The sequence below is a fragment of the Lysinibacillus sp. UBA5990 genome, from assembly GCF_002429815.1.
Classification (GTDB): Bacteria; Bacillota; Bacilli; order Bacillales_A; family Planococcaceae; genus Lysinibacillus; species Lysinibacillus fusiformis.
In genome coordinates this window covers 1,272,247-1,297,917 of the sequence record NZ_DJAY01000015.1, presented here as the reverse complement: position 1 = coordinate 1,297,917, position 25,671 = coordinate 1,272,247, and the positions used below count along the sequence as shown (strand labels likewise).

The window sequence follows — 25,671 nt, the reverse complement described above, 5'->3', positions numbered from 1 at the left end:
GCATAATTTTAGATGGGTGTTTCTAAAAACGATTGTAGCGCCTCAAAGAAACGCTTGCCGTATTTATCAAATTTCACTTCACCGATGCCGCTTATCTGGCGTAAATCATCCAGTATTGCGGGCTTCTTGTCACATAAATCACGCAATGTTTTATCCGAAAATACTACAAATGGTGGAACTTTCTCTTCATCTGCAATTTCTTTTCGCAACACACGTAAATGTTCAAATAAAGGATCATTATCAACCAGTTTTTTAACTGTAACAGCTTCTTTCCGCATGACCTGTCGTTGTCCAAGTAAAACTTCTTTGCCATCGGCTGACACATAAATAGTCGGATACGTGCCGTGCTTAACTGCTAATAAGCCTTCAGCAATTAAAAACTCAATAAAGTTCGAGACATCTTTAGACGAATAATGCCCTTTCAAAATGCCATAGGTCGATAAACGTGCAAACCCAAATTCATTCATTTTTTGATTTTTGGAGCCGATTAGTACTTGTGCCACCATCGTCTTGCCGAATTTTTGGCCCATTCGTACAACACAGGCGAGTACCTTCTGTGCATCCTCCGTCACATTCATTACCGTTCGGCCATCGTTACAATTATTGCAGCGGCCACAAGGCTCCTCTTGTACTTCACCAAAATACGCTAAAATCGCATTTTGTAAGCAGCCCTCTGTATGGCAATAATCGACCATTGTTTGGAGCTTCGCTAATTCCTGGGGTATTCGTGCCTCATCTTGTGATTGATCAATGAGAAAACGTTGGGTTTGAACATCGCCGGAGGCATACAGTAGTATGCAAGCACTTGGAAGACCATCTCGACCAGCTCGACCAGCTTCTTGATAATAGCTCTCCATGTTACGGGGCATTTGATAGTGCAATACAAAGCGCACATTACTTTTATCGATCCCCATACCAAATGCATTGGTAGCCACCATAATGCGTGCCTCATCTTTTAAAAATCGCTCCTGCTCAGACATCCGTAGATCTTCTGATAGCCCAGCGTGGTATTTGGCTACCGCTTCACCCGACCGACTAAGCATGTCATAAATTGCGTCTACCGCTTTTCGTGTGGCGGCGTAAATAATACCGACTTCCTGTTTATTTTTCTGTAAGTAATTTTTAATATAACGTTCTTTATTTTCACCAATTAACACTGAAAGGGCCAGATTATCACGTGTGAAGCCTGTCATCACTGTTGCATCTTCATCAATGGTTAATAATTGCCGTATATCCTCACAAACAGCAGGTGTCGCAGTGGCGGTAAGCGCTAAAACAGTTGGCTTCTGCTGCCATAGTGTAAAAAGTTTTTGAATGGAGCGATAACTTGGTCGAAAATCATGGCCCCATTGAGAAATACAGTGTGCCTCATCCACCGCAATTAATGGGACGGATAAATAGGACAATGCTTGAAGGAAGGAAGCACTTTCAAGTCTTTCAGGTGCGATATATAGTAGTTTTAAATAACCAGCACTAGCTAGCTGCATCGTTTCATTCACTTCTTGTGCTGTTAATGTACTATTTATATAGGCAGCAGGAATATTGGCTGCTCGTAAAGCTTCCACCTGATCTTGCATTAAAGAAATAAGGGGCGATATGACGATTGTGAGCCCCTCAAGCATTAACGCTGGAATCTGATAGCAAATAGATTTCCCTCCACCTGTTGGCATCACACAAAGGCTTGATTGTCCATGTAAAGTTTGTTCAATAATTTGGGCTTGTCCTTGCCGGAAGGCTTCATAGCCAAAATGATGCTGTAGCATTTGTCTTGCTTGCTCCATGCAAAGTTCACTCCTCGGTAGTAAGACGAAGTAGCTTGTACTCGCCCTGTTCATTTTTCATAATTTCATAAAGCATGATGGAATGGGCAAGTGCCTCCTGCCCAGCTGCATTGGTCAATACATACTCCGTTTTAGCACGTACCCGAAGATGCTGATCCACTATTCGAATATCTTGAATATCTGTGTTCGAGAAATGAATCTTCGCCTGTTTGGAGGCATAGTAGGCAACCATGCCTGTCAAAGTGTCTTGCAAATCTTCTGATCCTACAATCGGCTCCATAACACTTGCATCTTGAATAGTTACAGCTCCTTTTAGATGCTTATGGAATGTATCTAAAAAAAGATTGATTTCATCTATATTATACGCAAATATATTTTCACCATATTGGTCGATGGCTTGCTGTACGGCTTCTTGATCACCCTGTTCAATATAAGAATATAAATTTTTCGATTGGGATAGGCGTACACTCGGCTTCATGCCTTCCTTTAACCATTTCCGCATAAACGGTTGAATTTCCTTAATCGGCAATATGTATGGTTGTGCTTCACCTTGCTGCTGACGGTTAAAATAAAGACCGACAATTGCTCCGTTTTCCGCCTCCAACACGGGGCTCCCCAAAGGTAGCTTTTCCTGTGTATCAATGTAATAGGCAGCTATTTTGTCTTCGTATTTTTGAATCGTATAGGGTAAGCCATTCACGTAAACTGATAGCTGATCGAGCTCCCCCTCATACATTTTTGGCACTTGTACACTCGCTTTATAAGTCACCTGCAAAAGTGCAACATTATGAGCTGTTGACATAAAATGAACATTCGCTGCCTTTAGCTTATTCTGACCAATTTGCACAAGGGCAGTTGGCTTTGAGGCTACTAGTGCGCCATTTGTTAAAATATAAAGCTCATCATCCTTTTGCTGAATAATAATGCCTGCACCAACTCCATGCTCACCTATCACCTTAACCTCAGGCACTATTTTTTCTTCTTGCTTGTCCACAGTTTTTGTTGGAGTCTCTGCTTTTTCTGCTTGAAACCATCCTGCACCTATTTGACTGTCACAACTTGTCATTAGTATTGTAGCCGCTCCTAAAACGAGCATCTTTTTATACATACCTTCACCAAAACTTTCTTTTCAACTATCTCTCTTATCTATCATAATCAAGGACTTAGGATGTTTCAAGTTTACATAATATAATTATTCGAATTTAACTAGTAGTAAAATAGAGCAATCGCTTTAGTTCTATTCCATTCTACCTATTAAAATTTATGGATTCTTTGATTTGCTGTGAAAATGGATGGATTTTAGGCCTTCAAAATATTTTTGACAAAAAAAAGACATGCGTTATGAATGGCATGTCTTCTTGAATTAATTTTTTCGCAATAGCCCTGTTGTCGCGATTATTCCAAGCATTAATGCTAGGAAAATGACGTACGTCCATGTATGGTTACCTGTCATGTCATAGCAAACGCCAATCAAAACAGGAATGATTGCACTTAGCATAAAGCCGCCTGAAAATACCATCGATGACCAGCTGTTGGCCTCCTGATCATTTCTTGCTTCATCGAGCGGTAACAGCAAGCCGATCGGAAATAGCCCACTTAGAACAATCCCGATTATAAATACGGCCAGCCACAAATAAATACCTGATAAAAGCCATAATAATGTAAAGCCTATCAGCCCTAAACAGCCTAATGCCACTGCCCAAGCTAATCGATTAGTCCATTTCTCCATAAGCATCGGCACAGCAATATTACCAATCATTTGTACAATGGACATAAACGTTAGCATCATACTCGCTTCCTTAAGCGTCATACCTTTGTCCTGTAAAAGAGGTGTAAGCCACGACATCATAGAGAAAAACAGTGAGGTTTGTAAGCCAAAATACAATAAAATTGACCAAGCACGTCCAGTTACCCAAGGATTACGTGCCGGTTCATTTTTAGCCAATTCTTCACTATCTGCCACTTGTTCTTTCGGAATTGCCCAGCTCCATAGAATAAGGGCGATCATAGCCAGTAAGGCCCACATACCCAGTGCAACTGTCCACTGATTATCAAAATACTGATAAAAGCTCACAGTCAATGCTGCACTTAATGTCGCACCAACGCCGATGCCAAATGAATAAATACCAATAACAATCGTAAAGCGTTGAGGGAATTTTTTCTTAATAAATGCATTTAATATAGGCCCAATCATCGCAATAGCCAAGCCTGCCGCAAAACTGGTAACAACTAATAAAAGATAGCTTTCTTCGAAAAAGCGTAGCCCATTTGCGAAGATGAGTATAACCATTAACAGCACGATTGCTAGTTTTGTTCCAAGCTTACGCTGAAATGGTACAGCAATAGGAGCAAATAAACCCATGCAAAAAACAGGGATGGATGTGAGAAAGCTCATACTCGTATTGGAAACCTGTAAGCTTGTCATGAGGACATTAAAGAGTGGCCCAATTCCCGTTACTGCGGGTCTCATATTCAGTGCCACAAAAAATATACTCATTACGACTAAAATCAGTGAAACGGTCCATTGTTTTTTATCCATTTTATTTAATCCTCTCTGCTGCCAGTCAATGGAAGAGTTTTTCTTTTATTCTTCTATCCTTTTACCATGTATTCAATAAATGGTCAATGATGCTCTAAGTGACCGTTCACTACATATTTTCTGGCGACTCAATGCCCAATAAAGCTAATGACTCTTTTAACACAATTGCTACACAATAACAGAGCGCTAGACGTGAATCTTGCTGGGCATCATCGGCTAATATTTTTTGATGAGCATAATATTTATTTAATAAACGTGCTAGCTGTAACGCATATTTTGCAATAACGGATGGGTCTGCCTGATTAAAAGCGGTGTCCACCACTTTCGGAAATTGTTCCAATAATAAAATGATTGGCCAAGCCTGTTGCCCTAATGGAGCAAATGTCTTCATTTGAGAGGGCACATCGCCTTTTGCCAAGATTGAGCAAATACGAGCATAGGTATACTGTACATAAGGCCCAGTTTCCCCTTCAAAATTCATCATTTGCTCGATGGAGAATTCAATATCGTTTAAACGATGATATTTTAGGTCATTAAAGATAACCGCTCCAACTCCTACTTGCTGTGCTACTCGCTCTTTCTGCTGCAAATGAGGGTTTTTGTCTTCTATATTGCGCTTAGCTGTCGCAATCGCCTCGGCTAACACATCAGCTAATAACACCACTTTTCCTTTACGTGTGGACATTTTCTTACCATCTTTAAGCATCATCCCAAACGGTACATGCTGTAAATCTTTTGCCCAGCCGTACCCCATTTTTTCGATCACCTGAAATAATTGTTTAAAATGGAGCGTTTGTTCATTGCCAACTACATAGAAAACTTTGTTCGGTTGATACTGTTGTTGTCGGTAAAAGGCAGCAGCTAAATCACGAGTTGCATAAAGTGTGGCGCCATCTGTTTTTGTTATTAAACAAGGAGGCATTCCCTCCATCTCTACTACAAAGGCACCATCAGATTCGATTAGAAGCCCTTTGCTTTGTAGCTCTGTCACAACCTCTGTCATTTTATCATTGTAAAAGGCTTCTCCTGTATATTCATCAAAATTGATACCTAGCAGCTGATAAATAGTCTGAAATTCATTTAACGATACATCGCGGAACCATTGCCACAATGCTAACGCCTCTGAATCACCATCTTCTAATGCTTTAAACGCGGAGCGTGCCATTTCATTTAATGTTGGATCTTGTTCGGCCATTGTATGAAATTTAACATAGATCTTTAATAATTCCTCAATAGGGGATGCTGTAATGGCTTCCTTATCACCCCATTTTTGATATGCAACGATAAGCTTGCCAAATTGGGTGCCCCAGTCCCCTAAATGATTAATACGAATAGCCTGGTAACCATTTTTCACGGCAATATTTGCCAAGGCATTCCCAATGACGGTTGAACGTAAATGCCCCATAGAGAACGGTTTTGCAATATTGGGCGAAGAAAAGTCGAGGACAACGCTTCCCATTTCGGTTTGATTCGTACCAAAATTTTGTTGTTCCTGCATAATAAGGCCCAACACTTGTTGCGTTACTTTTTCTTGATTTAAAAAGATATTGACATAGCCACCAACAGATTGCACCTGATGGATCATCTCATTTTGCAATTGGTTCGCTATTTCCGCTGCAATTTGTTGAGGTGGCTTCTTCCATATTTTAGCCAAGGTGAAGCATGGAAATGCCACATCGCCAACTTCTAAATTTTTTGGTTTTTCTAGTAATTGTTCCACGTCTTGAGTTGTTAGCTGATGCTTTAAAATTTCAGCAATATTGTTTGCAATTTGTTTATTCATATATAGTCTCCTCCATTTTCAATAAAAAAAGCCCCCGCCTCTATAATTAGAGACGAGAGCATAGTAATCCCGTGGTACCACTCTAGTTGCCATTTATAATGACCACTTTCCATTGTTAACGAGGTGACGCCCCGCTATTCTCTACTAGTAGTTCGAGAACCTTCTCCAAAGTGCGCTTCATTCATGGATTCTGTATTAGGCTCACACCATCCCTAACTCGCTTTCCAGTTGTCCCATCAATTACTCTCTTTTTCATCGAATTTTTCTATGATTTTGACATATTTTACAGGAGTCTTCTCTTGGCGTCAACATTTTTTGTATTAAATAATCATTGTCATCACTTCAGGGAGTCTAGAATATCTTGCCTGGTCAGCAACAACGTTGGCACTGATTGCATCTGCATTCACCTTCATGAGTTACAGACGGCATTCAAACGATCCACATAAAAAAAACGCTCCTCATTTAGAGGAACGTTCTTTTTCTATATAATGAATGACATCTGCCATGATGGCATACATCTCTTTTAACTTCAGTTGCTTATTGTCTTTCACTTTTTTCGCTACTTTTTCAGTAACAATTTCTTTTTCAATTAAGCTTTCCCAGCTTGTTCCAGTTGATTCATCGATAAGCACATCTGCCAAATATTGCGCCAGCTCATCTCGCGTAATAGCTTCATCACCCGTGCTATATACCTTATTAATGACAATCTCCAGCTCATCTTTTTTATTGGCTGTACTCTCTCCGCCTGCACGAATCATACTTTCTTTAAACATTTTAGCAAACTTAATTTTCGTTGCCTTACTGTCGACCTTTAAATCATTATCATAACCACCCACTACAAGTCCATAGTTAATTAACGATTGAATGGCTTCATCATACCATTCGCCCTGATAAGGATAGTCCACAGAAAATGAATTGATGTAGGCACCTTGTTTATCCAATTGCTCTCTTAACGTAGCTATTAATTTTTTATCCTTGCTCATTTCTCTAAAAGTAACATCTTGTTGAAGAGCCAGTGCTGCCGCTGTCCCTGCCGCTTCCCCAGTCACCATACCAGTCGGAACAATTCGGGCACTTCCCGCTGCTAAAGATGAATAACCAGCAGAACGTCCTACAACAAGTAAACCATCAATATCCTTTGGTACTAGAGATCGGAAAGGAATCGCATATTGCTTCGGTGCAGAAATGACATAGCCATAATCATGTGGTGTTTGAGCCTGCACATCTACCGGATAAGAGGCAATGCCAATGCTATCCCAATGATCACGATTTTGCCAAATATCGGACATTGGTAATTGATATTCCGCCCAGATATGTCTAGTTTCTCGTACATAAAGCTCTTCTGGGAAGCTGACGATTTCTGCTTTTTCAAATCCAGGGAAGTTTTCCTGTAAATATTTAATTACATGCAATGTTTCTTTTTTACCTGCAGCAATGGCCGCCTGCTTCGAATGATCATTTAAGCCATCAATCCCGAAAATTTGTAAGGCATTAATAAAATATTCATCATCCACTCGCGCTAAATTTAACCCTCTTAATCTTGTACCTTCTTGTAAAGGTTTATATTCATCATGAAGCTTTGTAAAGCCCCACATAACGGTATGATTCAAGTTAGCCCCGCCAAATACATCTGACTTGGCCGCTTTTTTTACTTGATCCCAATCAACATTTTTCAAGTGAAGCATTAATGTTACAGCCATGCGCTTATCCTTTATCCCTATATCTTCACCACCGACGAAGAAAGGAACTTTAGACATCGTAGCAAAATCCGCATCCTGTGTAGCATCTATGAATGATTTTCCATTTACGACATATGTACCGTATTCATTTTTTAGCTCAACAGACGTTAGTTGGTGTTGTTGAAGATTCGCTTTGACAACTTCCGTTTGCACCGACAATGTTAAATTGGGTTCCTCATCAATCAGCTTTTTAAATGCTGCTTTAGCTCCGACGATACCAAAAGCATCATTGCCTCGAACAAGCTCATGCCATTCTTTAAAAATACCTTCACTGATGGAATTATTATGACCATCACGTGGAATATCTAGGAAATTCAACATCCCATATGTAAATAATCCACCCAATTCTTCACGTTTTTCTACTAATAATGTTTTAGCCCCATTACGTGCTGAAGCAACCGCAGCAGCGACACCTTCAGGCTCACCACCTATGACAATTACATCATATTCAGACTCTATATTGTTAATTGGTACTGGCTTTTTATACTCATCCACTAATTTATTGTATGCCATAGAGTTTGTTATTTCTTTGATAAAATAGTAGCTTCCAAACCCAAGTAAAACTACTAAGATAGAAGTGGCTGTCCATAATAAGCCCTTACCCATAATATACCTCCGATTGTTAATATTTCCAATAACATGTTTATTTTATCATCATTTCCGTCTCTTAAAAGAGCTGAATGTCCTATTTGTTTCATTGCCGAATATTGTTTGGCATATCATTTACTACCGTATTTTTCCTATAAAATTAGCGCAAAGGATACGTGTATTCCATCATATAGAGAGTTGGGATGTTTTTTTCCGATATGCAGGCAAGGTTCGTTTCGTCACTTACATTAGGCAGTCAAAACGGGGATGTGCTTGTGGGCATAATTAGATGATCTGGATAAATTATACCTGATAAAAAAACAGTCAGAATCATTTTAGTCTATATTTTTGTCAATAAGCAACTAAAACCCCTGTGGTAAATGATGTCAATTTACTATTCTTTTTCAAAAATAGTTAATACACTACTATGTAGACGCATCAACTTCAAATAAAGTTACATGAAAAAAGATTTTTTTCAATAATCTTTCATGGGTTAATTTCTTCCGTCCCTTCAGCATCGATTTACCATTTCACTTCTAACTCAAAATTTGTTATGTTATGTTTTTTATTAAGTAAGAATTTTCAACTACTTGAACTTAGAAATAATAAATGAGGTGCTTGTATGGATCGATTTGAAGTTACTTTTAAAAATAAAGCTGTGCGAATCTGGTTTTACACGGTATCCCCTGCAATTATATTAGCTATTATCTCTATTATTCTTTTGAATAATGAGCAAAATAAATATGTTTCATTAGGTTTGTCACTTGTTGTAATCTTATATTATATTTGGTTTGCTTTTTATACTAAAAAGAAACGTAAACAATAGAACATTTACGTGTCGGAAAGTAGTATCAAACAAATGGCAATGCCCCATTCCAATCATTACGAACAGAGTAAGCAAAAATTGACTGGCTCAAGTTCCGTACAATACAGAACCTAAACCAGCCAATTCGCTGTATCATGAATACGCAAACTTTAAGGGTATATTACCTCATGATTATGCCCCTTTACGTCTACCCTGTAATTTCCAAAAGTTTTTTTTCTATCTTCTGAGCTTAAATGGCCAAACCTATTATACCCAAAAATGTAGATGCCATTATCATTTATTTTCCAGTTATATGAATTGCCTATAGTATCAAAACCATAGTAGAACCCTGGTTTACCTAAATAATCAGTAACCCATTGCCCATTTGTTCGTGTTGCATATTTTAAATTACTTGTTTCATGAGCATTTACAATACCACGCTCATATCTTGTTAGATAATAGACATTCTTCTCATAAGGTTTTACAGCTTTAATCGGTGCTTTTTCTACGGCTACTCTTGAAATGGATTGTCCATCCACATAATATAAAATAAATTCTCTTGTAGTGTTATAAGCGTAGTCCATATAAAAATTGCCCATATCTGTTTTAATCCAAATATCCCCTAATTTAACTATATTTTTATCCTCAACAAATTCCTCATAAACAAATGGTTCAAAATCAGAAAAATAATTGCTATAGAATAATTGGCCTTTTTCTTGGATCACTGCCATAAAACGATCGCTATAGACAATTGATTTCCCCTGAAATAGCCATTCACAAATGCGGACAAGTTTAAGATTTTCAAGCTCCACTGCCTTTACATCCCTAATAATAATCAAACTATAAGGTTGTAGGTTTTCATTTTTTAAATAAACTACTTTCTTATCAAAAGCCTCCCCTATATATCTTAAAGGAATATAGGTAGAATTATGATGAAGGTTAGCCGCAACGTCCATTTGAATAGAGTGGCCATTCACATCAATAGCCTTGTTTCCGATTTTCAAGGTTATTATTTTATCAGAATTTTTAATAGTTATAGTATTGTTTTTAGCATTGAAATCGACTTTTGCGCCAAACCCTTCAGAAATAAAGCGAAGTGGCACTAAGGTTCTTCCATCTTTGATAAGTGGCTGTACTGCAGAAACCATATTACCATTGACAAATGCCTTTGAGCTTTCAGGCGACATAATGATACTGTTATGAAGATCATTTTCTGTAATATCATTATAATGTTCACTAAGATTTGCTGCCTGCGCATTTTGACTAAATGGCAACATCCATAAACAAATGACTACTGTTATGATAATTTTTATCCTCATTTTATACTCCCCTACTTGATTTGTTTATTTTAGGTATGCATAGACGTCTGCATTTTCCAATATAAGCTAAATTATACATTTTTCTATTGAGAGTTGCCCAGTAAATTACATTTTGTAATTGATAGATTTTTTTGTTTTATAATAAAATTAGTAGTTCGAAGAAAGGATGTTAAAATGCGAGGTATTTCTTTCGAGATTAATAATGAGTATGGCAAGTTTTTATCTGATATTTTTTCAAATATCATTGATCCTTCTTGGTATTGGTCAGTAGGTCCTGGAGAGTCTTACAAAATAGAAAAAGGAACACTTGGTTCAGATTTATTCCCCCACAGTGTTAGTTTAAATGGTCCATCATTCTTAGAATATATTTCAACTAATGAATATTATTTAATATTTACGGATCTAAAGGCTTTTCCTAATATGGAAGAGGTAATGGAAATTAAAAGTTATGACGATTTTTTAAAGAGCACTTGTGAACTTGCACTTTTAATTATAGATTCATGTTATGTCTCCATTTTTTCAAAAGATGAGTCAATTACTCATAAACTTTTCGAACGTGCAAAAAGTTTTCATTACACTAATATTAACTATATCACTAACGAAAATGATACGCGTACAAGTTTGACAGTATGGGGATAACTAATTGATTACTAAAAAAACTATGTTGCCAAAAATCACAACATAGTTTTTTATTTTAAAATTGGGCTGGGTAAACACCTGATCTTGGAATAGGATTACTCCAATTCCAATCATGAATATGAGGGAAATTATATAAAGCCTTTAAATAATCACTTATTTAGCCTTACCACTTTAGTCTTTGTTCTATTTAATAGCATTGCATCTTTTGGATTTGTAACCTGAAGAGTTGCATCCATTTCCGAGTAAAAATTAATCATATAAATACTCTTTAATTTTATTGTTGCTTTGAAAATTCCACCAAATCCTGTGACATTGTACCAATTTCATCTGCCGAGGCATTCAATTGTTCTGTAAGAGCCGCCTGCATTTGCGCAAGCTCACTAATTTTATCCATATAGTCAATGATTGTATCAATAGAAACCTTTATTTGCATTAAACTTGATTCAATATTACCTGTTGCCTTAGCCGAATTAACTGCTAATTTTCTTACCTCTTCAGCTACTACACCAAAACCTTTTCCTTGTTCTCCTGCACGTGCGGCTTCTATTGCAGCATTTAACCCTAATAAATTTGTCTGATCTGCTATCTCTCGAATAAAATGAGATATAATCTGTGTTTCATCTGCTACCCCTTTCGCATCATTGGCAGCTTCTGTTGTTTTTTCCTGTGTGTTCGCCAGTTCCTGTGCCTGCATAGTAATAGAATTAATGCCTACAACCATTTGATTAATAGAAGCTGATAATTCCTCCATACGTGTCATAGTTTCTTGCACATTTTGCTCTTTCATTTTTTCATGTGTAATATCTCGAATAGTTCCTGCCACTCGCAAAGGAGCTCCCTCACTATCACGAAGCGTTGTACCGTTTGCATGAAACCAGCGATATTCACCTGATTTTAATTGAAGGCGATAATCTACTTGAAATGGCGTACGCCCAGAAAAATCTAATAAATGTGCACTAAACGCATCTAATGCAAGCTGCTTGTCCTCTGGATGCAAGCGATCACTCCAAGAGCTCATAATATTTGGAAAATCGTGTTCATCCTTGAAGCCTAATGTTCTTCGAAATTGTTCACTCCACCAAAAGGAATTTTGTGGATTTAATGGATCACCTTGATCTACAATCATATCCCATGGCGCTTCTACTAGAGCTTTATTGATTAAATCATAACGTGTTACATATCCCTGTAATTTTTCCAAGTTTATTTTTTTATCATGAATATTCATAATCAAACCAATTATTTGATACTGATCATCTTCAAGATGAGAAGCCATTCCTGTAGTCTGTATCCAGCGCTCTTGACCGTCACGACAGCATATCAAATGCTCCATATTAAAACGAGTTTGTGTTTCTAAACTTTCCTCTAGCATCTTTTTAAAATCAGAACGATGCGCCACTGTAATTACCTTCAAAAAATCTTGAAAACTGTCTTTAATAGCATAACTATCGAATCCTAAGAGCTCTTTTAATTCTGTCGAAGCTGTAAAAACATTGTTTGGATCATCCAAGCGCCCGTTCAATACTTGTAATTCCCAAAGACCAATTTCATTACTTTTCAATACATTACCCAATTTTTTCTGCAATTGAGCTTCAGATTCTTTCCGAAGCCTATTTACTTGATTTAAATTATGTACTAACTGTTTTAATTCCTCATCATTTGTTGAAGCTAAAGTATACTCATAATCATATTGACCCTGTTTAGCCATTTGCAATTGAGCCTCACTCAACTTAATAAGATCGCCAATTGTTATGTTCCGTTCTTTTTTTAAAAACATTCTTAGTTCCCCTTCGATATTGTATAGATTACATGACTAATTCAAGAATCATTAATTATAAAACTAGAATCATATTTCGTGTTTTTCTCATTATAACCGAAAAAATAGTTAAAAAGCACTCGAAAAATTATATATTTTTTAGATGCACTATATACCTTATAACGGCTACCTCATTTACTTTAAGAACTATATATTTTTTTGAATCTGTATCCAAATACTCAAATTACTAGTGAATCCCTAGGAATTATAAGATAAAAAGAGATTCTTTGATTACTTCTTTCGGGCTATCCAACGCGAAACAAAGGAATCTTTTTAAATACATAATAAATCGATGCTATATTCATAAATTTTAATTGAATTTGTCATTGAAGTTTTATTAATAGAATAAAATTAGTGTGTTATCGAAATTCGATTATATACTTGTTGAAAAAAATTAATATAGAGATAAAAATATGTAGATACAAGTATTAAAGTGTGTTATTTTAAATGGTAATAATAGTAAAAGAAGGAGTTTACTGTGATAAAATGAATGTTAGCAAAGGGCAAATTTATCAAGGGGAAAACGCATAGCTAGCCCTCTAAACTGCGGAACCCCCTACTATTGAGAGGGGTATTATTTTGAGCCAATCACCAACAGAATTTTTCATTCGTAACTTTGAACATGGAGATATGCCTTTACTTGGTGAGTTGTACCAATCAGTAACAGCAAAAGACAACGCGACATTTTGGTGGGTCGGGGACGAAGATAATTGGAGTAACGTTTATTGCGCATTTGAAGATGGGAAAATGGTCGCTAAGGGGCAAGTTAGCATCATTAATGTTGTTCCTCCTGGTCGTTCAAAAGAGAACAATCACTCTATATATATTAATCTGAAAACCATTTCTGAAAGAGAACAGGACATTACTCTGCTTGACAAAGTCTATTAATATCTTTTAACAAGAGCAAAGCAATTAAAGGTAACTTTACCTCAAGAATATGGAACAATACTTTGTGTTGGTAACGATTCGAAAGAAACTGCAAACAATCAGTTTTTTATCCAAAAAGGATATCTCCCTCTGAATAGTTTGTATAGCATGAATCGAGATTTGACTGAACAGGTTCTTGAGTTAAAACTTCAGGAGGAGTTTCAATTCTCACACTGGAACATGGAGACATGTAGCGAGGAAAGAGATTACCTTGATATTGAAGCTGAAATTTGGCCAGATGCTCCACTTGGTCTTAATAGGTTGTCTGAATACAAAAATAACAAGCTATGGACATCCATGGTCATACGTCAAATAGACACTATTATTGGCGGACTAATGACATGGCAGGAAGAAGACTACGGTGTAATTGAGGACGTTTTTGTCCGTGAACCATGGAGAAAGCGTGGAATTGCAAAGTTTACGCTTACACAGGCTTTGAAATATCTTAAGTCTCATAAGCTACAAAAAGCTACTCTCATGGTACTAACGACAAATAAATCAGCCTTATCTCTATACGAATCGGTTGGCTTTTATACGGATAAAGAAGAGATAAGATACTTCACAAAACTCAATTAGGTAACAAAAAGAGGGGTGGGCTGCCCCTTGAACTGCCCCCTTCGGGTTAGACAAAACAAAAAAGCATCTTCAATTGAATTTAGGGTAATGTATCCTAATATCAATTGGAGGTGCTTATTTTTTATGGGAACGAGAGTGAGTTATACGCAAGAAGTAAAATTAAAAGCAGTTGAAATGAAGTTACAAGGTATTCCTACAAAGGTGATATTAATACCATGTAATGTTTTTTAGCTTACTAGTAACGGACAGAAGCCAATTCATTAAACCAAACCTGATGTGCGTATTGAGCTATTTCCTACTATGCTTCTTTACGAAGGCAAGCGTCTTCTCAGGTGTTTGTTCAGCGTGTGTTCAATACGGTGCTTACGTACAGACTGAAAACTCGCACCAGCATATTGAGTAAATTAATGGTCTGTTTCACCGTTGACTTATCAGTGACTTTTATTTCTATGATATTATCTCGAATATCGTTGGTTAGCCAGTTACTTTGTCATCCATTTTTAGTTTGGAGATTACAGAAAATAAAATTCCCACAGCATCGTTTTGGAACCTTTCGTTAAAGTACGTTATTCTATAATCTGGCCCTTTAGATGAAGAAAGACGCATTCCTTAATAAAGAAATGCGCCTGCTTCTTGAAGTTTTGTTCACCATATAAACTTTTGCAGAATACGAAGCCGTTAGGATTTCTCTCCAATTTTACGCAGGATCACATTAGCTGCTTCTACCGCACCACCAGTTTTCCTAAAGCTTTCTGACAATTTCTGCGCTTCTTCCTGGTATACTCGATTTGTGAGCACTTCAGCTACCGCTGTTGCTAAATACTTTGGAGTTTTTCTATTAAGTTTTAATCCTGCACCGAGCTGGGCAACTCGGTCAGCTACCATTCTTTGTTCGCTATGTTGCGGAAATAAAACCATTGGAACTCCAAAATATAGACTTTCATTCGTACTATTCATCCCACAGTGGGTAATAAATACATCTGCTTTCTGTAATACCGAGATCTGATCCACAGTGTTTTTCACTATGAAATTTTCTGGTACGCTACCAAGAGACGAAATCTCAGTTTTTTCTCCGACTGACATCACAACATCATAGTCTGTCTTCCCAAATGCTTTGAGACAGTTTTGGTAAAAATCCTGATTCTGATTTAGTATAGTTCCAAGAGAGATGTAGATTACTTTTCTAACTCTTTTATCATTCTGTATCGGTATAGACTGCTTTATGGATGGTCCAACAAAGGCATAGCGCTCAGAAAAGGTATCCGCCATTGGCTGAAATTCTTTCGAAGTGTAAACAATGGTGTCCGTTTCATTATCATTTTGAACTAACGATACAAAATTCTCTACTCGATAACCATGATCATTTAATAGTTTAATTTTTCTGTTAATCCTTCGCATGCCTAGAATCATTCTCCAGACTTCCATGAAACTCCGCTTCATTAGTTTTGCTGTATACTGATTAAAGGCAAACGAAGTAGTCGAACAAATATATGGAATTCCTAGTTTCTCAGCAAATAATTTTCCCCAAATACATAAAGAGTCAGATACAATGCAGTCTGGCTGAATATCCCTTAATTCTTTACACACCTTTTTATCCAAAGCAATCGTTATATCCGCTGCCATTTCAATTAATGCTGCAAAATCTTTGCCAACCTTACGGTCCAATTCTATATGTGTAACTTTAGGTAAAAATTCATCACAAGCCATAAAAAAAGCACCCGTGTCTTCTATTTTGTCCTGAAATTCTAAAAAGGAATAATACCAAACTTGATGACCTTTCTTTATTAATTCGGTTACTACCGGAATAGTGGGGTTGGTGTGACCATGTGCGGGTAACGAAAAAAAGATGATTTTACTCATTCAATCTCATCCTTCGATTCCGCATTTCGAATCATCTCTGCAAATTCTAGGAAGCCGTCACTTTTTAAGACAGCGATTCCTTTTGTCGCATCCTCTCCTAAAACAACCAGTTTATCACCTGCATGAATCTGATACATTTCACGTGCATGTTTTGGAATTACAATCTGTCCGCGTTCTCCTACCTTCACAACACCAAAGAACTGCTTCCCTTTAGGACTGATCCGGTTTGCTTCTTCTTCATTCATATTTTGGGATAATTGATCTATGGTTACTTGAAAAATATCACCGAGCATTTTGAATTTGTGAATATCTGGTATAGCCTCCCCGTTTTCCCACTTCGCTATGGTCTGCCGTGATACGTTTACCTTTTCAGCCAATTGTTCTTGACTTAGTTTATGCCTTTTACGCAAAACACGAATATTCATACCAATCATGTTTTTCATCTCCTTTTATTTTTATAATATAGAGGATTTAAGGATATATCTATCAACAGTTCATAACATTTCTTGTTAAATATTGTGGCAAATATTCATACGCAAGAAAGATATCCTATCCATATTTGATGCTTATTCCATGATCTGACCCGTTGGTACAAAAAAAATCCTGCTTATCAACACAGGATTTCTACTTATTATTAACGTCGTGACTTTATTTCGAATCTACATCCAATTCTAATTGCCTTTTAAATGAGTAAACAGTGTTCCTAGAAAGACCTGTTTCTTGGTGAATATTCATTACTAAACATTTCGTGTTAATAAATGTTTCCCTGTGACAAAAAATTATCTGAAAGTTCATTTGTCTTTCTCTCCGCTAACTCGTTTGAACCGTTATCTGCTGAACGAACCAAAAAATGGTTGATATAATCACAAAAAGAACTCTTATTCCAAAAATCACTTTGCATGGATTACGTCACACACATTTCACCAGCTTATTACATCAAGGAATGAATGTAAAAGTAATTTCTGAAAGACTGGGGAATACACCTGATATGATTTATAAAGTTACGGACATGTTTTAAAAGAAATGGAAACGGAATCCGTAGCTTTATTCAGTAACAGTTTACAGGTGGCTGGGGCTATTCAATAAAGCAATTGCCAATAAACCTTGCTGTCATAATGTTTATAGACTATGGAACATATTTCATGATATACTGTGAAACCGATGCAAAGTATAACAACAGCTAGGACGGAAATCCCATTACATCAACCTTCTACAGGTTTTTTCGTATTTTTGAACTGTGCAAGATATAGCATATTAATGCTTTGTTTTGGGGCGATTTGGGGCTGAATTGGGGCTAAAAATATTGCTAGGCAGCGTAAAAATGGGAATAGATAATGTAAACTTGAAATAATGTATCTTTGAAATATCTTTTAAATATTTTTACTTTTTTAAGCTACTCAATTTAGAGTAGTTTTTTTGTTTATAAAACTATTCATTCCCCCATACCTGAATCTCCCCTACTCCCCTCTTTCAAAATGACGCCTCTCGAATTTCTTTCAAGTGGCGTAAAACTGCAAAGTGGTGCTATGGGAGCTATTGTCACAGCCAGTCAAGCTGTACGTAAAGGAGGAACTATCCAAATTACAGGTGTATATGGAGGTCGATACAACGCCTTCCCACTCGGAGATATTTTCCAGCGTAATGTAGCGATTCGTACTGGACAAGCCCCAGTTGTTCATATCATGCCTCATGTCTATAACTTAATCGCAGATGGTAAAGTGAACGCAGGTGATATCATTACACATGTCCTCCCTCTTGAAAAAGCAAAACATGGTTATGAAATATTCGATACAAAACAGGAAGACTGTATTATATTACAGAGCAAATACCAGACGTAGCAATGCTAAGTACAGAAGAAGAAAAGATTTATGATTTAGTTGCAAGACAAGTCATTGCAGCACATTACAACAATGCCATATTTTCTTACACAACGATTCATTCACTTGTTGATAAACGTGCAGAATTCATCTCTAAGGGCAAAGTGCTAATGGAAGAAGGTTGGCGTAAGGTTATTTATCATTCTAAAGATAACTCACCTACAGACAAAGATGAACTGCTCCCCCCGTTACATGAAAATGAGCAAGGTATCGTTGCGAAAGCTAACGTAAAAAAAGGTGAAACTCAACCACCTAATCGTTATTCTGAAGGAAATTTAATTACAGTGATGAAAACAGCTGGTAAACATTTAGAAGATGCTGAATTAGAAAAGGTTTTATCTAAAACTGAAGGTTTAGGTACTGAAGCCACTCACGCTGGAATTATTGGTACACTTAAAGATCAAAACTATATCGAAGTTAAGAAAAACCAAGTCTTTGCAACGACTAAAGGCTTACTATTAATTGAAGCACTAGGTGAAAGCATCTTAACGTCTCCTTCAATGACTGCAAAATGGGAGCAACGACTATCTGAAATCGGCGAAGGCAATGCTTCACCTAAAGTATTTATAGAACAAGTAAAAAAGCTTGCTGACAAATTGATTTCAGATGCTAACAAGCGTGAAAAGGAATGGTCATTTAATCAAAATGCAGTCGATAAAATCACTGCAAATAATCCGTATAATAAAAAATATAATAAAGAAAAAACAGTTGTTGGGAAATGTATCCTTTGCGAGGGGTCAATCATAGAGCATGGCACTTTTTACGGGTGTTCAAATTATAAAACAGCTAATTGTAAATTCTCGGTTTCAAAGAAACTTTTAAGAAAAACTATTTCACAATCGAATATGAAAAAACTCTTGGCAGCTCGTGAAACAGACTTGATAAAAGGATTTAAAAAAGGCGAGAAAACTTTTAATGCCCACCTTATTTGGGATGAAAAAGAACGTAAGATTAATTTTAAATTTCCACAATAACTAACAATTCTACTTTCAACATATCGTTGAAAGTCGTTTGACATTCTTCTGAAGATGTTGCCTCACCTGTTAAGATGTGGTCTGAAACTGTTAGGTATGATACCGATAAACGAAATAATTTATTATTCACCTGAATTATTCATAACCAACTATAGATTTTGCGTCTCTTGAAAACTAACTGTACATTTAGACGTTTTTGGTGTTACATGTTTATTTCTTTGAAACTATAGAAGAAATGATGAATCCAAAAAAACCTTGTGTTCTAATGAACTCCAATATTTTTGAACTTTTACCTTTAATACTAGCTAGAGCTTTGACATATCCACCCTGTCAAAACATTAATTTATTTATCCCTATAGAAAAAGAGCAAGATAGTAATATACTTGCTCTTTATTTACTATAAATTATTATTTAGATTGCTTAACATTGTCTCATTCTTATCTTCTTTTATAATTTCATCATTAACTATTAATCTTTTTCTTAGTATATAATCCCTTACCTCTTTTATAAATATAGTTAAATTATCTTTGGTATCATTTAATGAATCACATAAAACTGCCTTATGCTGTGGATTATTCACAAGCTCTGATATATCATTTTCTAGGTTATTAACCATGTTGTAAACATTCAAAAAATCACTCTCGGGATATGAAATAAGGTTAATTAAATCCATTGTTTTGAATTCATCAAAAGTATTCCTTTTTATCACAGCAAATTTAAGATCCTCTTCAATATACTTTTCATCATACTTAAAGGTATCATCATAAGAAGTATTATCATCATGCATAAGTTCCATATTATATAATAAATATTCCATATGATTTAACTTACTATGTATTTTAAGAGCCTCTTCACAAGGATTAACTTTTTTTGGTGGTTTTTGTAATGCAACTGTATGTTGTAAAAAATCTGTTACATCATCGTGTTTATCAATAAATAAAAACTCTATATTATATATTTTCTTATAAATATACTGATCTACTATATTAATTGAACCTTTTCTTACTAATGCATAATGTTTTGGACTATACCCATTAAATATTGATTTTAATTTTTTTAAAAATATTAATACATCAGGATCAGTCATACTGCAACCTACAAAGACGAAAGAATATCTATGGAAATAACTATTCAAAATAACATTTAACATTTGATTATTAAGGGTTTTCATATAATCTGTCTCAGAAAGAACAAGGGTCTCAGTATCATCAATATTTCCGTGAATTTTCAATATTTTCTGCCTTAATGAAACATTATGAATTTGTTCAAGCTTTTCATTATTATTAGCAGTAGAAACAATTGGGTTAATACTTTTTTTAATCATAGAATTTTCTATCAATTTATCATAGTTCGTAGTTATAAACAAAGGACTTTCTATTTTTGCAAGTAATTTATGATTTTGATTAGGAAGTGTTTGTTCATTATCAAAGATTCCTGTTAAAAATTTTGTGTAACTTTCTTTAAGATTTCCTTGTAAATACTCAGCAACTTCAAGTAATTTATCTTGTGTTAAAGAGTCGTACAATTGCTCAATAATGTCTTTCTCTAATTCTTTGTTTTTTTCTGCATAAACCACGAAATCTTTCAGAAGTTTTTTCCACCCTGGTAGATTTGTTGGCGATTTTACACTAATACCAGCTCCAATAAAAAAACCGCAACTTTTCATTTTTATATTTTTTTGTAAGCTGTCAGGTAATAATTTATTATATTGTGTCTTATTCATACTTATACTCCTGGTAAATTTTATTTATACTTTTCTCTATCCATCTTACTTTTTCTAACAGATCTAATCAACCCATTTTTACTAATTCCTTCCTATTTTGCTACAAGATTGAGGAATGACTTTCTAACATTTCTAAAGCGTGGTTAATCTATTTATAGTATCGATAAATAATAGGCTATTAGTAAAGTTACCTAAAAAGGGTTTTGAAAAAACATATCATTAATCTTTTGAGAAGTTTAAGTTTAACGACCTAGTTCTTTCTTGTATGGTTTGTTTTTTTTGATCAAAGAATAGGTTAATCAAACAATTGAAGACCCAACCAAAATGACCACGTTCACATATATTAAAAGAAATCTCATCGAGTTAATCCCCCGCATTAGAGAATTTAATATATACTGATGTTGTATCTTAATCGTGTCTCTTACCTTGTTGTAATCGGTTCATTTTAATTTACTTTCCTCTCCTACATATCTTACGTATCCACTCCAATACTGGTTTCTTTAAATTTATGATAATAAAACTTTTTTTCGAATAATTAGATAACTCTATTAGATTACCTCCCTTTTATTAAATCTTACTAGACTTTTTATTCAGCGAAAAATAAGCGCCAAATAATATCACATAATTAATGCAAAATTTTGTTTGACGCTTTGTAATTTCGTTTTATTATGTTAAAAAGGTACTAAAGTAGACAATAGATTTACTCGTTTTTACTTCTTCTTCAAAAAACTACAATATCTTTAAACATCTGAATTTAAAGTTTTCACATCGTAATTAATACCTATATCACTACAGATTGTCAATACCTCGTCAAAGAACACAGAAGAAATCAGGTCTTTTTTCACCCATTTTTCTTCTGCCAATTCCCATTGAGAAGCCGATTTAAGCAGATAAACATCTTTTTTAGCACGAGTTATACATACAAAAAACAACCTTTTCTCCTCTATAAATTTGCTATACTCATCAGTTACATTCGTGCTAGGAAATTTTCCATCTTCCATTTCTAATAGAATTATAACATCAAACTCTAAACCCTTAGAGCTATGTCTAGTAGAAATAACTAATTCATTAGGTGGGAATAACTTCTCAATTTTTTGATTAACTGTTATTATTTCTTCTTCAAAAAAGTACTTTTTAACTTCAGTAATTTCGGTGTAATTCTCATTACCATTTATTATATTTTCAAGCTGTAATAACTCTATTATTTTGGAAATCCAATTATTAATATCATTTAAGTAAGTTCTACTTTCTTCTAAAACTTTGTAAAAAAATAGTCTTTCTCTATTATATAAACTATCATGAACAGCTAATCCAGATTGTGTTTTCATCTTAAACCATGTGTTAATAATAAAATTAAAAGAATAATCATTTTTCGTTAAGTATTTCATTATGGTAATAATAAATTGAATAATCTCATTATTGAATAATTCATCCTTATTAATTCTACCTTTGATATTATACTTCAAGAGTTCGGATTGTATATTTTTACATCTATAATTATTACTGGCTAAAATACAAATTTCATCTCTAGGTATTTTATTCGTATCACATGAAGGAATAATTGTTTCAGCTATATATTTTACTTGATCTTTCCAACCTGTTTCACAAGTTATAAATTGAAATTTAGTTTTAAGTTTATCTTTATTAATTGCTATAAATTCTATATCGTCTATATTTAAAAAACTTGCTGAGGCATTTACTATATCTTGAGTACTTCTATAGTTATTTTGTAAATTAATTACTTTAAATGACCTATCTTCATAAAACTCATAAAAATATTCATGTGACCCACCCATAAAGCTATATACCGATTGATTAGGGTCTCCTACTATAAATAATTTTATATCAGTCTTTTCTTTCAAAACTAATACCAACTCATGGAATAGTTTGTTGAAATCTTGGTATTCATCAACTAGTAACCATTTGAATTTAGCCTCAATAATATTTCTAATATTTTGATTCTCTGTTAGAACCTTTATAGCTTGTTTAACTAGGAATATATAGTCTGTTTTGTTTAAGGTTATAAGTTCCTTTTCATATACTGAAATAAATTCTTCCCAAATTCCATTTACCTCAATTTCTAGTTTACTAATACCAACAAAGCAGGAGTTTCTATATTCATCCAATTCATTTAGATTACTAGGTAATTGTTCAATATTATAGTTTTTTAAAAAGCTATCTTTTATTTCAGTAAAGATCTTTTTTAATTCACTAGAATTCGCTATATCAGTAGATATATGCTTTGTAGAAGTTAATTTAAAGGGTAATATAATTTGTGTTATACAGAAGGCATGTAAAGTACCTAAATAAACATTTTCCCTTGGCTTTACACCTAATTTTTTTACTCTATTACTAAATTCTTTGGCTGCATCTTTTGTAAAGGTAATACACGCTAATCCTCTAGGTTCTTTTATATTATTGTTTAACAAATCCGCAATTTTCATTGTTAGAATTGTTGTTTTTCCACTACCTGGTCCTGCCCTAACAATTGTGTTTTGTTTGCTAATAAATGCTTCGTACTGTAAAGTATCTAGTTCTTTTAATTTCTTACTAAAAATACTCACATTATCCCATCCTATTCTTTATTCAAAATCTGTTTTAAAATGTCCTCAATGGCATTTTTAACATACGATGGATTAAATTTAGAAGTGCATTTACTTGCCAATGATTGTGCAAATCGACCTTTCCCAATTTTAGAGTGGCTACTTTCTATTTTAGCTAGACATTTATCATATTCGCCTGCGTTATAAGATGTTTTAAAATTAGCTTTCTGTCCATCTCCCCCAGAAGTTAATGATTCAAACAAATCAAATAATATGTTTTTACTTCCCTCACAATCCTCAATACATTCCATAATGTCAGTTTCCAATGTATGATTTCCTATAAAAATGTGATTTTCATTAAAAATTTTATCCATATCATTAAAATCCATTTTTTCGTTTAGAGTTTCTTTTGGAAATAACCCAACTTCCTCATTCAATGCTCTCATTCTATCGATTCCATCATAACCATAATTTTCATGACTTTCTGAATAAATTTCGTTAAATACTTTTTTCCCTTCTTTGTTATAGTAATAATAATCTCCATCTGTTATAACCACATAAGGTACACCTAGCTGCTTAAAAAAAGTAATATATGGTTTAAAATCAGTACCGTTAATATTGCAAAATATGATTCCTTCGATATCTAATTGAATACCCATTAATTCTGCAAATCTTGGGATTAAGTATTCTTCAGCAACTCCTTCTACTAAAATAACACCTTTACCAAAATATAATTCCCCTCTTTTTACATCGATATATCTCTGTAAATCCTCCATTTCCCTTTCACTTAAGGTTAATTCTGAGGTCGAAAAGCCATTAGTTCCTTTATTTTTGCTTGGTATTAAATGAACTATTGACTTTATTGGAGCAATAGATGTTATAAAAGGTGAGTGAGTAGACACCAATATTGAAGTATTTTCTTTCATTACTTCTCTATAAACTGTTCGCTGTACAGAAGGATGAAGATGAGCTTCTGGTTCTTCAATCGCTAATAAAGTAAAGGAACTTTCATTGCTTCGGTTTTCATCAAAAAATTCGTACAATTCCATATACTCTTCATTAGGAATAGAGTCTTTCAAAATATAATTTTCGTCATTTTTAAGGAACCATTTTTTTAATAAACAATTATGTTCACCATTTTGTAGACCAATAAAATCATTAAATGCTGTTTCGTTCAATAATTTAGGTACCGTATCATCTTCGAGATGCATCATTAACAATGATATGTAAATTAAATTGTTTATACCTAAACTAGAATCCTTAACTGATCTTGCTTTTGACCCTACTGAAAGATTAATATTATTTAGTACTCTAGATGGAATAATATCATTAGTCTGTAAGTCAATTTCTACGTCCCCATTACTGCCAGTAACTCTACTAAGTTGTTTATTGATTGATTTTATTAATATACTAATTTCATCTATTTTCAATATTTCATCATTATTACCCTTCATTGCTTCAGCGATATCTTTTAACTTTTCGTCTGAAATATCTATACGTTTAATTAACTTTTTGATTGGTGATCGCTTTTCACTTTTTAGGTCTGATTCAACATCTCTAATAGCATCAATCACCATAAAATTTAGTACCTTTCGTTCCCTGTATCCAAACGATATTTCTTCATCTTCCCCTTGGTATATAACGAAACCATATTCTTTTGTTGACGGATTAATAATTTTATATTTATACGTTATTCTGGCTGTAAAAGGATTTTCATTAACTATAGCATCACATAACAAAGCTTTTAACTGTTTATTATGCTCAAACCCTTGCAACTCAATAGAAATAATTATTTCCTTACCATTAGTTTGAGGTTCCTCCAATCCATCAAAAAAATCCGTTTCTTTTAAATGTCTGTCTTGCTCAGATAAACTTGGATCAAGAATTAATTGAATCGCTCTAATTAAATTAGATTTTCCTACATTATTTTCTCCTATAATTATTTGTTTGCTAGTCATTTTAAGATCTAGCTCTCCGAAGTTTCTGAAATTTTTGATAAATATTCTCGATAAGAATAGATGCTTTATATTATTTTGCATTTTACAGTTCCCCCTGTTACTAGTAATATTAATTTTTAATAAAGAAGCTCCCTTGTAGCCTCTAATTAAACTTTTAAAATAAACATTAACCATGTCAAATATACCATTTAAATCATACCATTATATATATATAGTAACAATATATG

Annotated in this window: 14 protein-coding genes, 4 pseudogenes and 1 other annotated feature; of the genes and pseudogenes, 5 read left to right on the top strand and 13 right to left on the bottom strand. The window is 34.5% G+C overall.

All coding sequences use genetic code 11. The features are described 5' to 3' along the window. Positions 1 to 8 precede the first annotated feature (8 nt). From recQ to B3D94_RS19045, 5 genes are all read right to left on the bottom strand, one after another. A complete protein-coding gene (gene recQ / locus B3D94_RS19065) occupies positions 9 to 1,781 on the bottom strand; it encodes a DNA helicase RecQ (RefSeq protein ID WP_069481338.1) in 1,773 nt (590 codons plus the stop codon). Positions 1,782 to 1,788: 7 nt separating this feature from the next. Beyond that, entirely contained in the window at positions 1,789 to 2,889 is a 1,101-nt protein-coding gene (locus B3D94_RS19060) for a hypothetical protein (protein WP_069481337.1), read from the bottom strand. Positions 2,890 to 3,144: 255 nt separating this feature from the next. Beyond that, a complete protein-coding gene (locus B3D94_RS19055; RefSeq protein ID WP_069481336.1) occupies positions 3,145 to 4,320 on the bottom strand; it encodes a CynX/NimT family MFS transporter in 1,176 nt (391 codons plus the stop codon). Positions 4,321 to 4,429: 109 nt separating this feature from the next. Then, on the bottom strand, positions 4,430 to 6,103 hold the full coding sequence (gene argS, locus B3D94_RS19050; RefSeq protein WP_291759360.1) for an arginine--tRNA ligase: 1,674 nt from the start codon (positions 6,101 to 6,103) through the stop codon (positions 4,430 to 4,432). Positions 6,104 to 6,148: 45 nt separating this feature from the next. Beyond that, positions 6,149 to 6,368: a binding site (T-box leader), on the bottom strand. A gap of 193 nt (positions 6,369 to 6,561) precedes the next feature. After that, entirely contained in the window at positions 6,562 to 8,448 is a 1,887-nt protein-coding gene (locus B3D94_RS19045; RefSeq protein WP_069481334.1) for an FAD-dependent oxidoreductase, read from the bottom strand. A 604-nt stretch (positions 8,449 to 9,052) separates the two neighbouring features. Between B3D94_RS19045 and B3D94_RS19040 the strand changes: the two genes are divergently transcribed. Then, on the top strand, positions 9,053 to 9,256 hold the full coding sequence (locus tag B3D94_RS19040; protein WP_069481333.1) for a hypothetical protein: 204 nt from the start codon (positions 9,053 to 9,055) through the stop codon (positions 9,254 to 9,256). A 149-nt stretch (positions 9,257 to 9,405) separates the two neighbouring features. On the opposite strand, the gene B3D94_RS19035 is transcribed toward B3D94_RS19040, so the two are convergent. After that, positions 9,406 to 10,554 carry a copper amine oxidase N-terminal domain-containing protein gene (locus B3D94_RS19035; protein ID WP_254664277.1) on the bottom strand — a complete coding sequence of 383 codons (1,149 nt, stop codon included), beginning with the start codon at positions 10,552 to 10,554 and terminating at the stop codon, positions 9,406 to 9,408. A 174-nt stretch (positions 10,555 to 10,728) separates the two neighbouring features. On the opposite strand from B3D94_RS19035, the gene B3D94_RS19030 reads away from it, so the two are divergent. After that, positions 10,729 to 11,193 (top strand): DUF2691 family protein, encoded by a 465-nt coding sequence (locus B3D94_RS19030; protein ID WP_069481332.1) that lies wholly within the window; start codon positions 10,729 to 10,731, stop codon positions 11,191 to 11,193. A 274-nt stretch (positions 11,194 to 11,467) separates the two neighbouring features. Here the strand turns inward: B3D94_RS19030 and B3D94_RS19025 are convergent, their stop codons facing one another. Next, positions 11,468 to 12,967: a methyl-accepting chemotaxis protein gene (locus tag B3D94_RS19025; protein WP_291759354.1), complete on the bottom strand. Its 1,500-nt coding sequence runs from the start codon at positions 12,965 to 12,967 to the stop codon at positions 11,468 to 11,470. A 669-nt stretch (positions 12,968 to 13,636) separates the two neighbouring features. Here B3D94_RS19025 and B3D94_RS19020 point away from each other — a divergent pair. Beyond that, positions 13,637 to 14,509: pseudogene (locus tag B3D94_RS19020) on the top strand (GNAT family N-acetyltransferase). Positions 14,510 to 15,187: 678 nt separating this feature from the next. Here B3D94_RS19020 and B3D94_RS19015 read toward each other — a convergent pair. After that, positions 15,188 to 16,369, bottom strand: a complete 1,182-nt coding sequence (locus B3D94_RS19015) for a macrolide family glycosyltransferase (RefSeq protein WP_069481330.1) — start codon at positions 16,367 to 16,369, stop codon at positions 15,188 to 15,190. Then, positions 16,366 to 16,803, bottom strand: coding sequence for a helix-turn-helix domain-containing protein (locus tag B3D94_RS19010; protein WP_069481329.1), 438 nt, complete (start codon positions 16,801 to 16,803; stop codon positions 16,366 to 16,368). Before B3D94_RS19010 ends, B3D94_RS19015 begins: the two co-directional genes overlap by 4 nt. Before the next feature lie 1,038 nt (positions 16,804 to 17,841). Here B3D94_RS19010 and B3D94_RS19005 point away from each other — a divergent pair. Then, positions 17,842 to 18,207 (top strand): annotated as a pseudogene (locus tag B3D94_RS19005) (glutathione-dependent formaldehyde dehydrogenase); the annotation flags it as partial. Beyond that, a pseudogene (locus B3D94_RS19000) lies at positions 18,183 to 19,220 on the top strand (DNA topoisomerase); the annotation flags it as partial. The pseudogenes B3D94_RS19005 and B3D94_RS19000, both read left to right, overlap by 25 nt. Here the strand turns inward: B3D94_RS19000 and B3D94_RS18995 are convergent. The 4 genes and pseudogenes from B3D94_RS18995 to B3D94_RS18980 form a co-directional block, all read right to left on the bottom strand. Beyond that, positions 19,204 to 19,341, bottom strand: a pseudogene (locus B3D94_RS18995) (purine-nucleoside phosphorylase); the annotation flags it as partial. The pseudogenes B3D94_RS19000 and B3D94_RS18995 sit on opposite strands and share 17 nt — an antisense overlap. A gap of 276 nt (positions 19,342 to 19,617) precedes the next feature. Beyond that, the gene (locus B3D94_RS18990) at positions 19,618 to 20,943 is read right to left on the bottom strand and encodes an SIR2 family protein (RefSeq protein WP_069481327.1); all 1,326 of its coding nucleotides are present in this window, start codon (positions 20,941 to 20,943) and stop codon (positions 19,618 to 19,620) included. A 740-nt stretch (positions 20,944 to 21,683) separates the two neighbouring features. Beyond that, a complete protein-coding gene (locus B3D94_RS18985; RefSeq protein ID WP_069481326.1) occupies positions 21,684 to 23,507 on the bottom strand; it encodes a UvrD-helicase domain-containing protein in 1,824 nt (607 codons plus the stop codon). Positions 23,508 to 23,518: 11 nt separating this feature from the next. Beyond that, positions 23,519 to 25,525, bottom strand: a complete 2,007-nt coding sequence (locus B3D94_RS18980) for an ATP-dependent nuclease (protein ID WP_291759346.1) — start codon at positions 25,523 to 25,525, stop codon at positions 23,519 to 23,521. Positions 25,526 to 25,671 lie beyond the last annotated feature (146 nt).

Excerpts from the sequence above, each read along its gene's own strand:
- argS (WP_291759360.1), bottom strand. The coding sequence starts at position 6,103 with ATGAATAAACAAATTGCAAACAATATTGCTGAAATTTTAAAGCATCAG.
- B3D94_RS19030 (WP_069481332.1), top strand. The coding sequence starts at position 10,729 with ATGCGAGGTATTTCTTTCGAGATTAATAATGAGTATGGCAAGTTTTTA.
- B3D94_RS19010 (WP_069481329.1), bottom strand. The coding sequence starts at position 16,803 with ATGATTGGTATGAATATTCGTGTTTTGCGTAAAAGGCATAAACTAAGT.
- B3D94_RS19045 (WP_069481334.1), bottom strand. The coding sequence starts at position 8,448 with ATGGGTAAGGGCTTATTATGGACAGCCACTTCTATCTTAGTAGTTTTA.
- B3D94_RS19035 (WP_254664277.1), bottom strand. The coding sequence starts at position 10,554 with ATGAGGATAAAAATTATCATAACAGTAGTCATTTGTTTATGGATGTTG.
- B3D94_RS18990 (WP_069481327.1), bottom strand. The coding sequence starts at position 20,943 with ATGAATAAGACACAATATAATAAATTATTACCTGACAGCTTACAAAAA.
- B3D94_RS19060 (WP_069481337.1), bottom strand. The coding sequence starts at position 2,889 with ATGTATAAAAAGATGCTCGTTTTAGGAGCGGCTACAATACTAATGACA.
- B3D94_RS19015 (WP_069481330.1), bottom strand. The coding sequence starts at position 16,369 with ATGAGTAAAATCATCTTTTTTTCGTTACCCGCACATGGTCACACCAAC.
- B3D94_RS18980 (WP_291759346.1), bottom strand. The coding sequence starts at position 25,525 with ATGCAAAATAATATAAAGCATCTATTCTTATCGAGAATATTTATCAAA.
- recQ (WP_069481338.1), bottom strand. The coding sequence starts at position 1,781 with ATGGAGCAAGCAAGACAAATGCTACAGCATCATTTTGGCTATGAAGCC.
- B3D94_RS19055 (WP_069481336.1), bottom strand. The coding sequence starts at position 4,320 with ATGGATAAAAAACAATGGACCGTTTCACTGATTTTAGTCGTAATGAGT.
- B3D94_RS19040 (WP_069481333.1), top strand. The coding sequence starts at position 9,053 with ATGGATCGATTTGAAGTTACTTTTAAAAATAAAGCTGTGCGAATCTGG.
- B3D94_RS19025 (WP_291759354.1), bottom strand. The coding sequence starts at position 12,967 with ATGTTTTTAAAAAAAGAACGGAACATAACAATTGGCGATCTTATTAAG.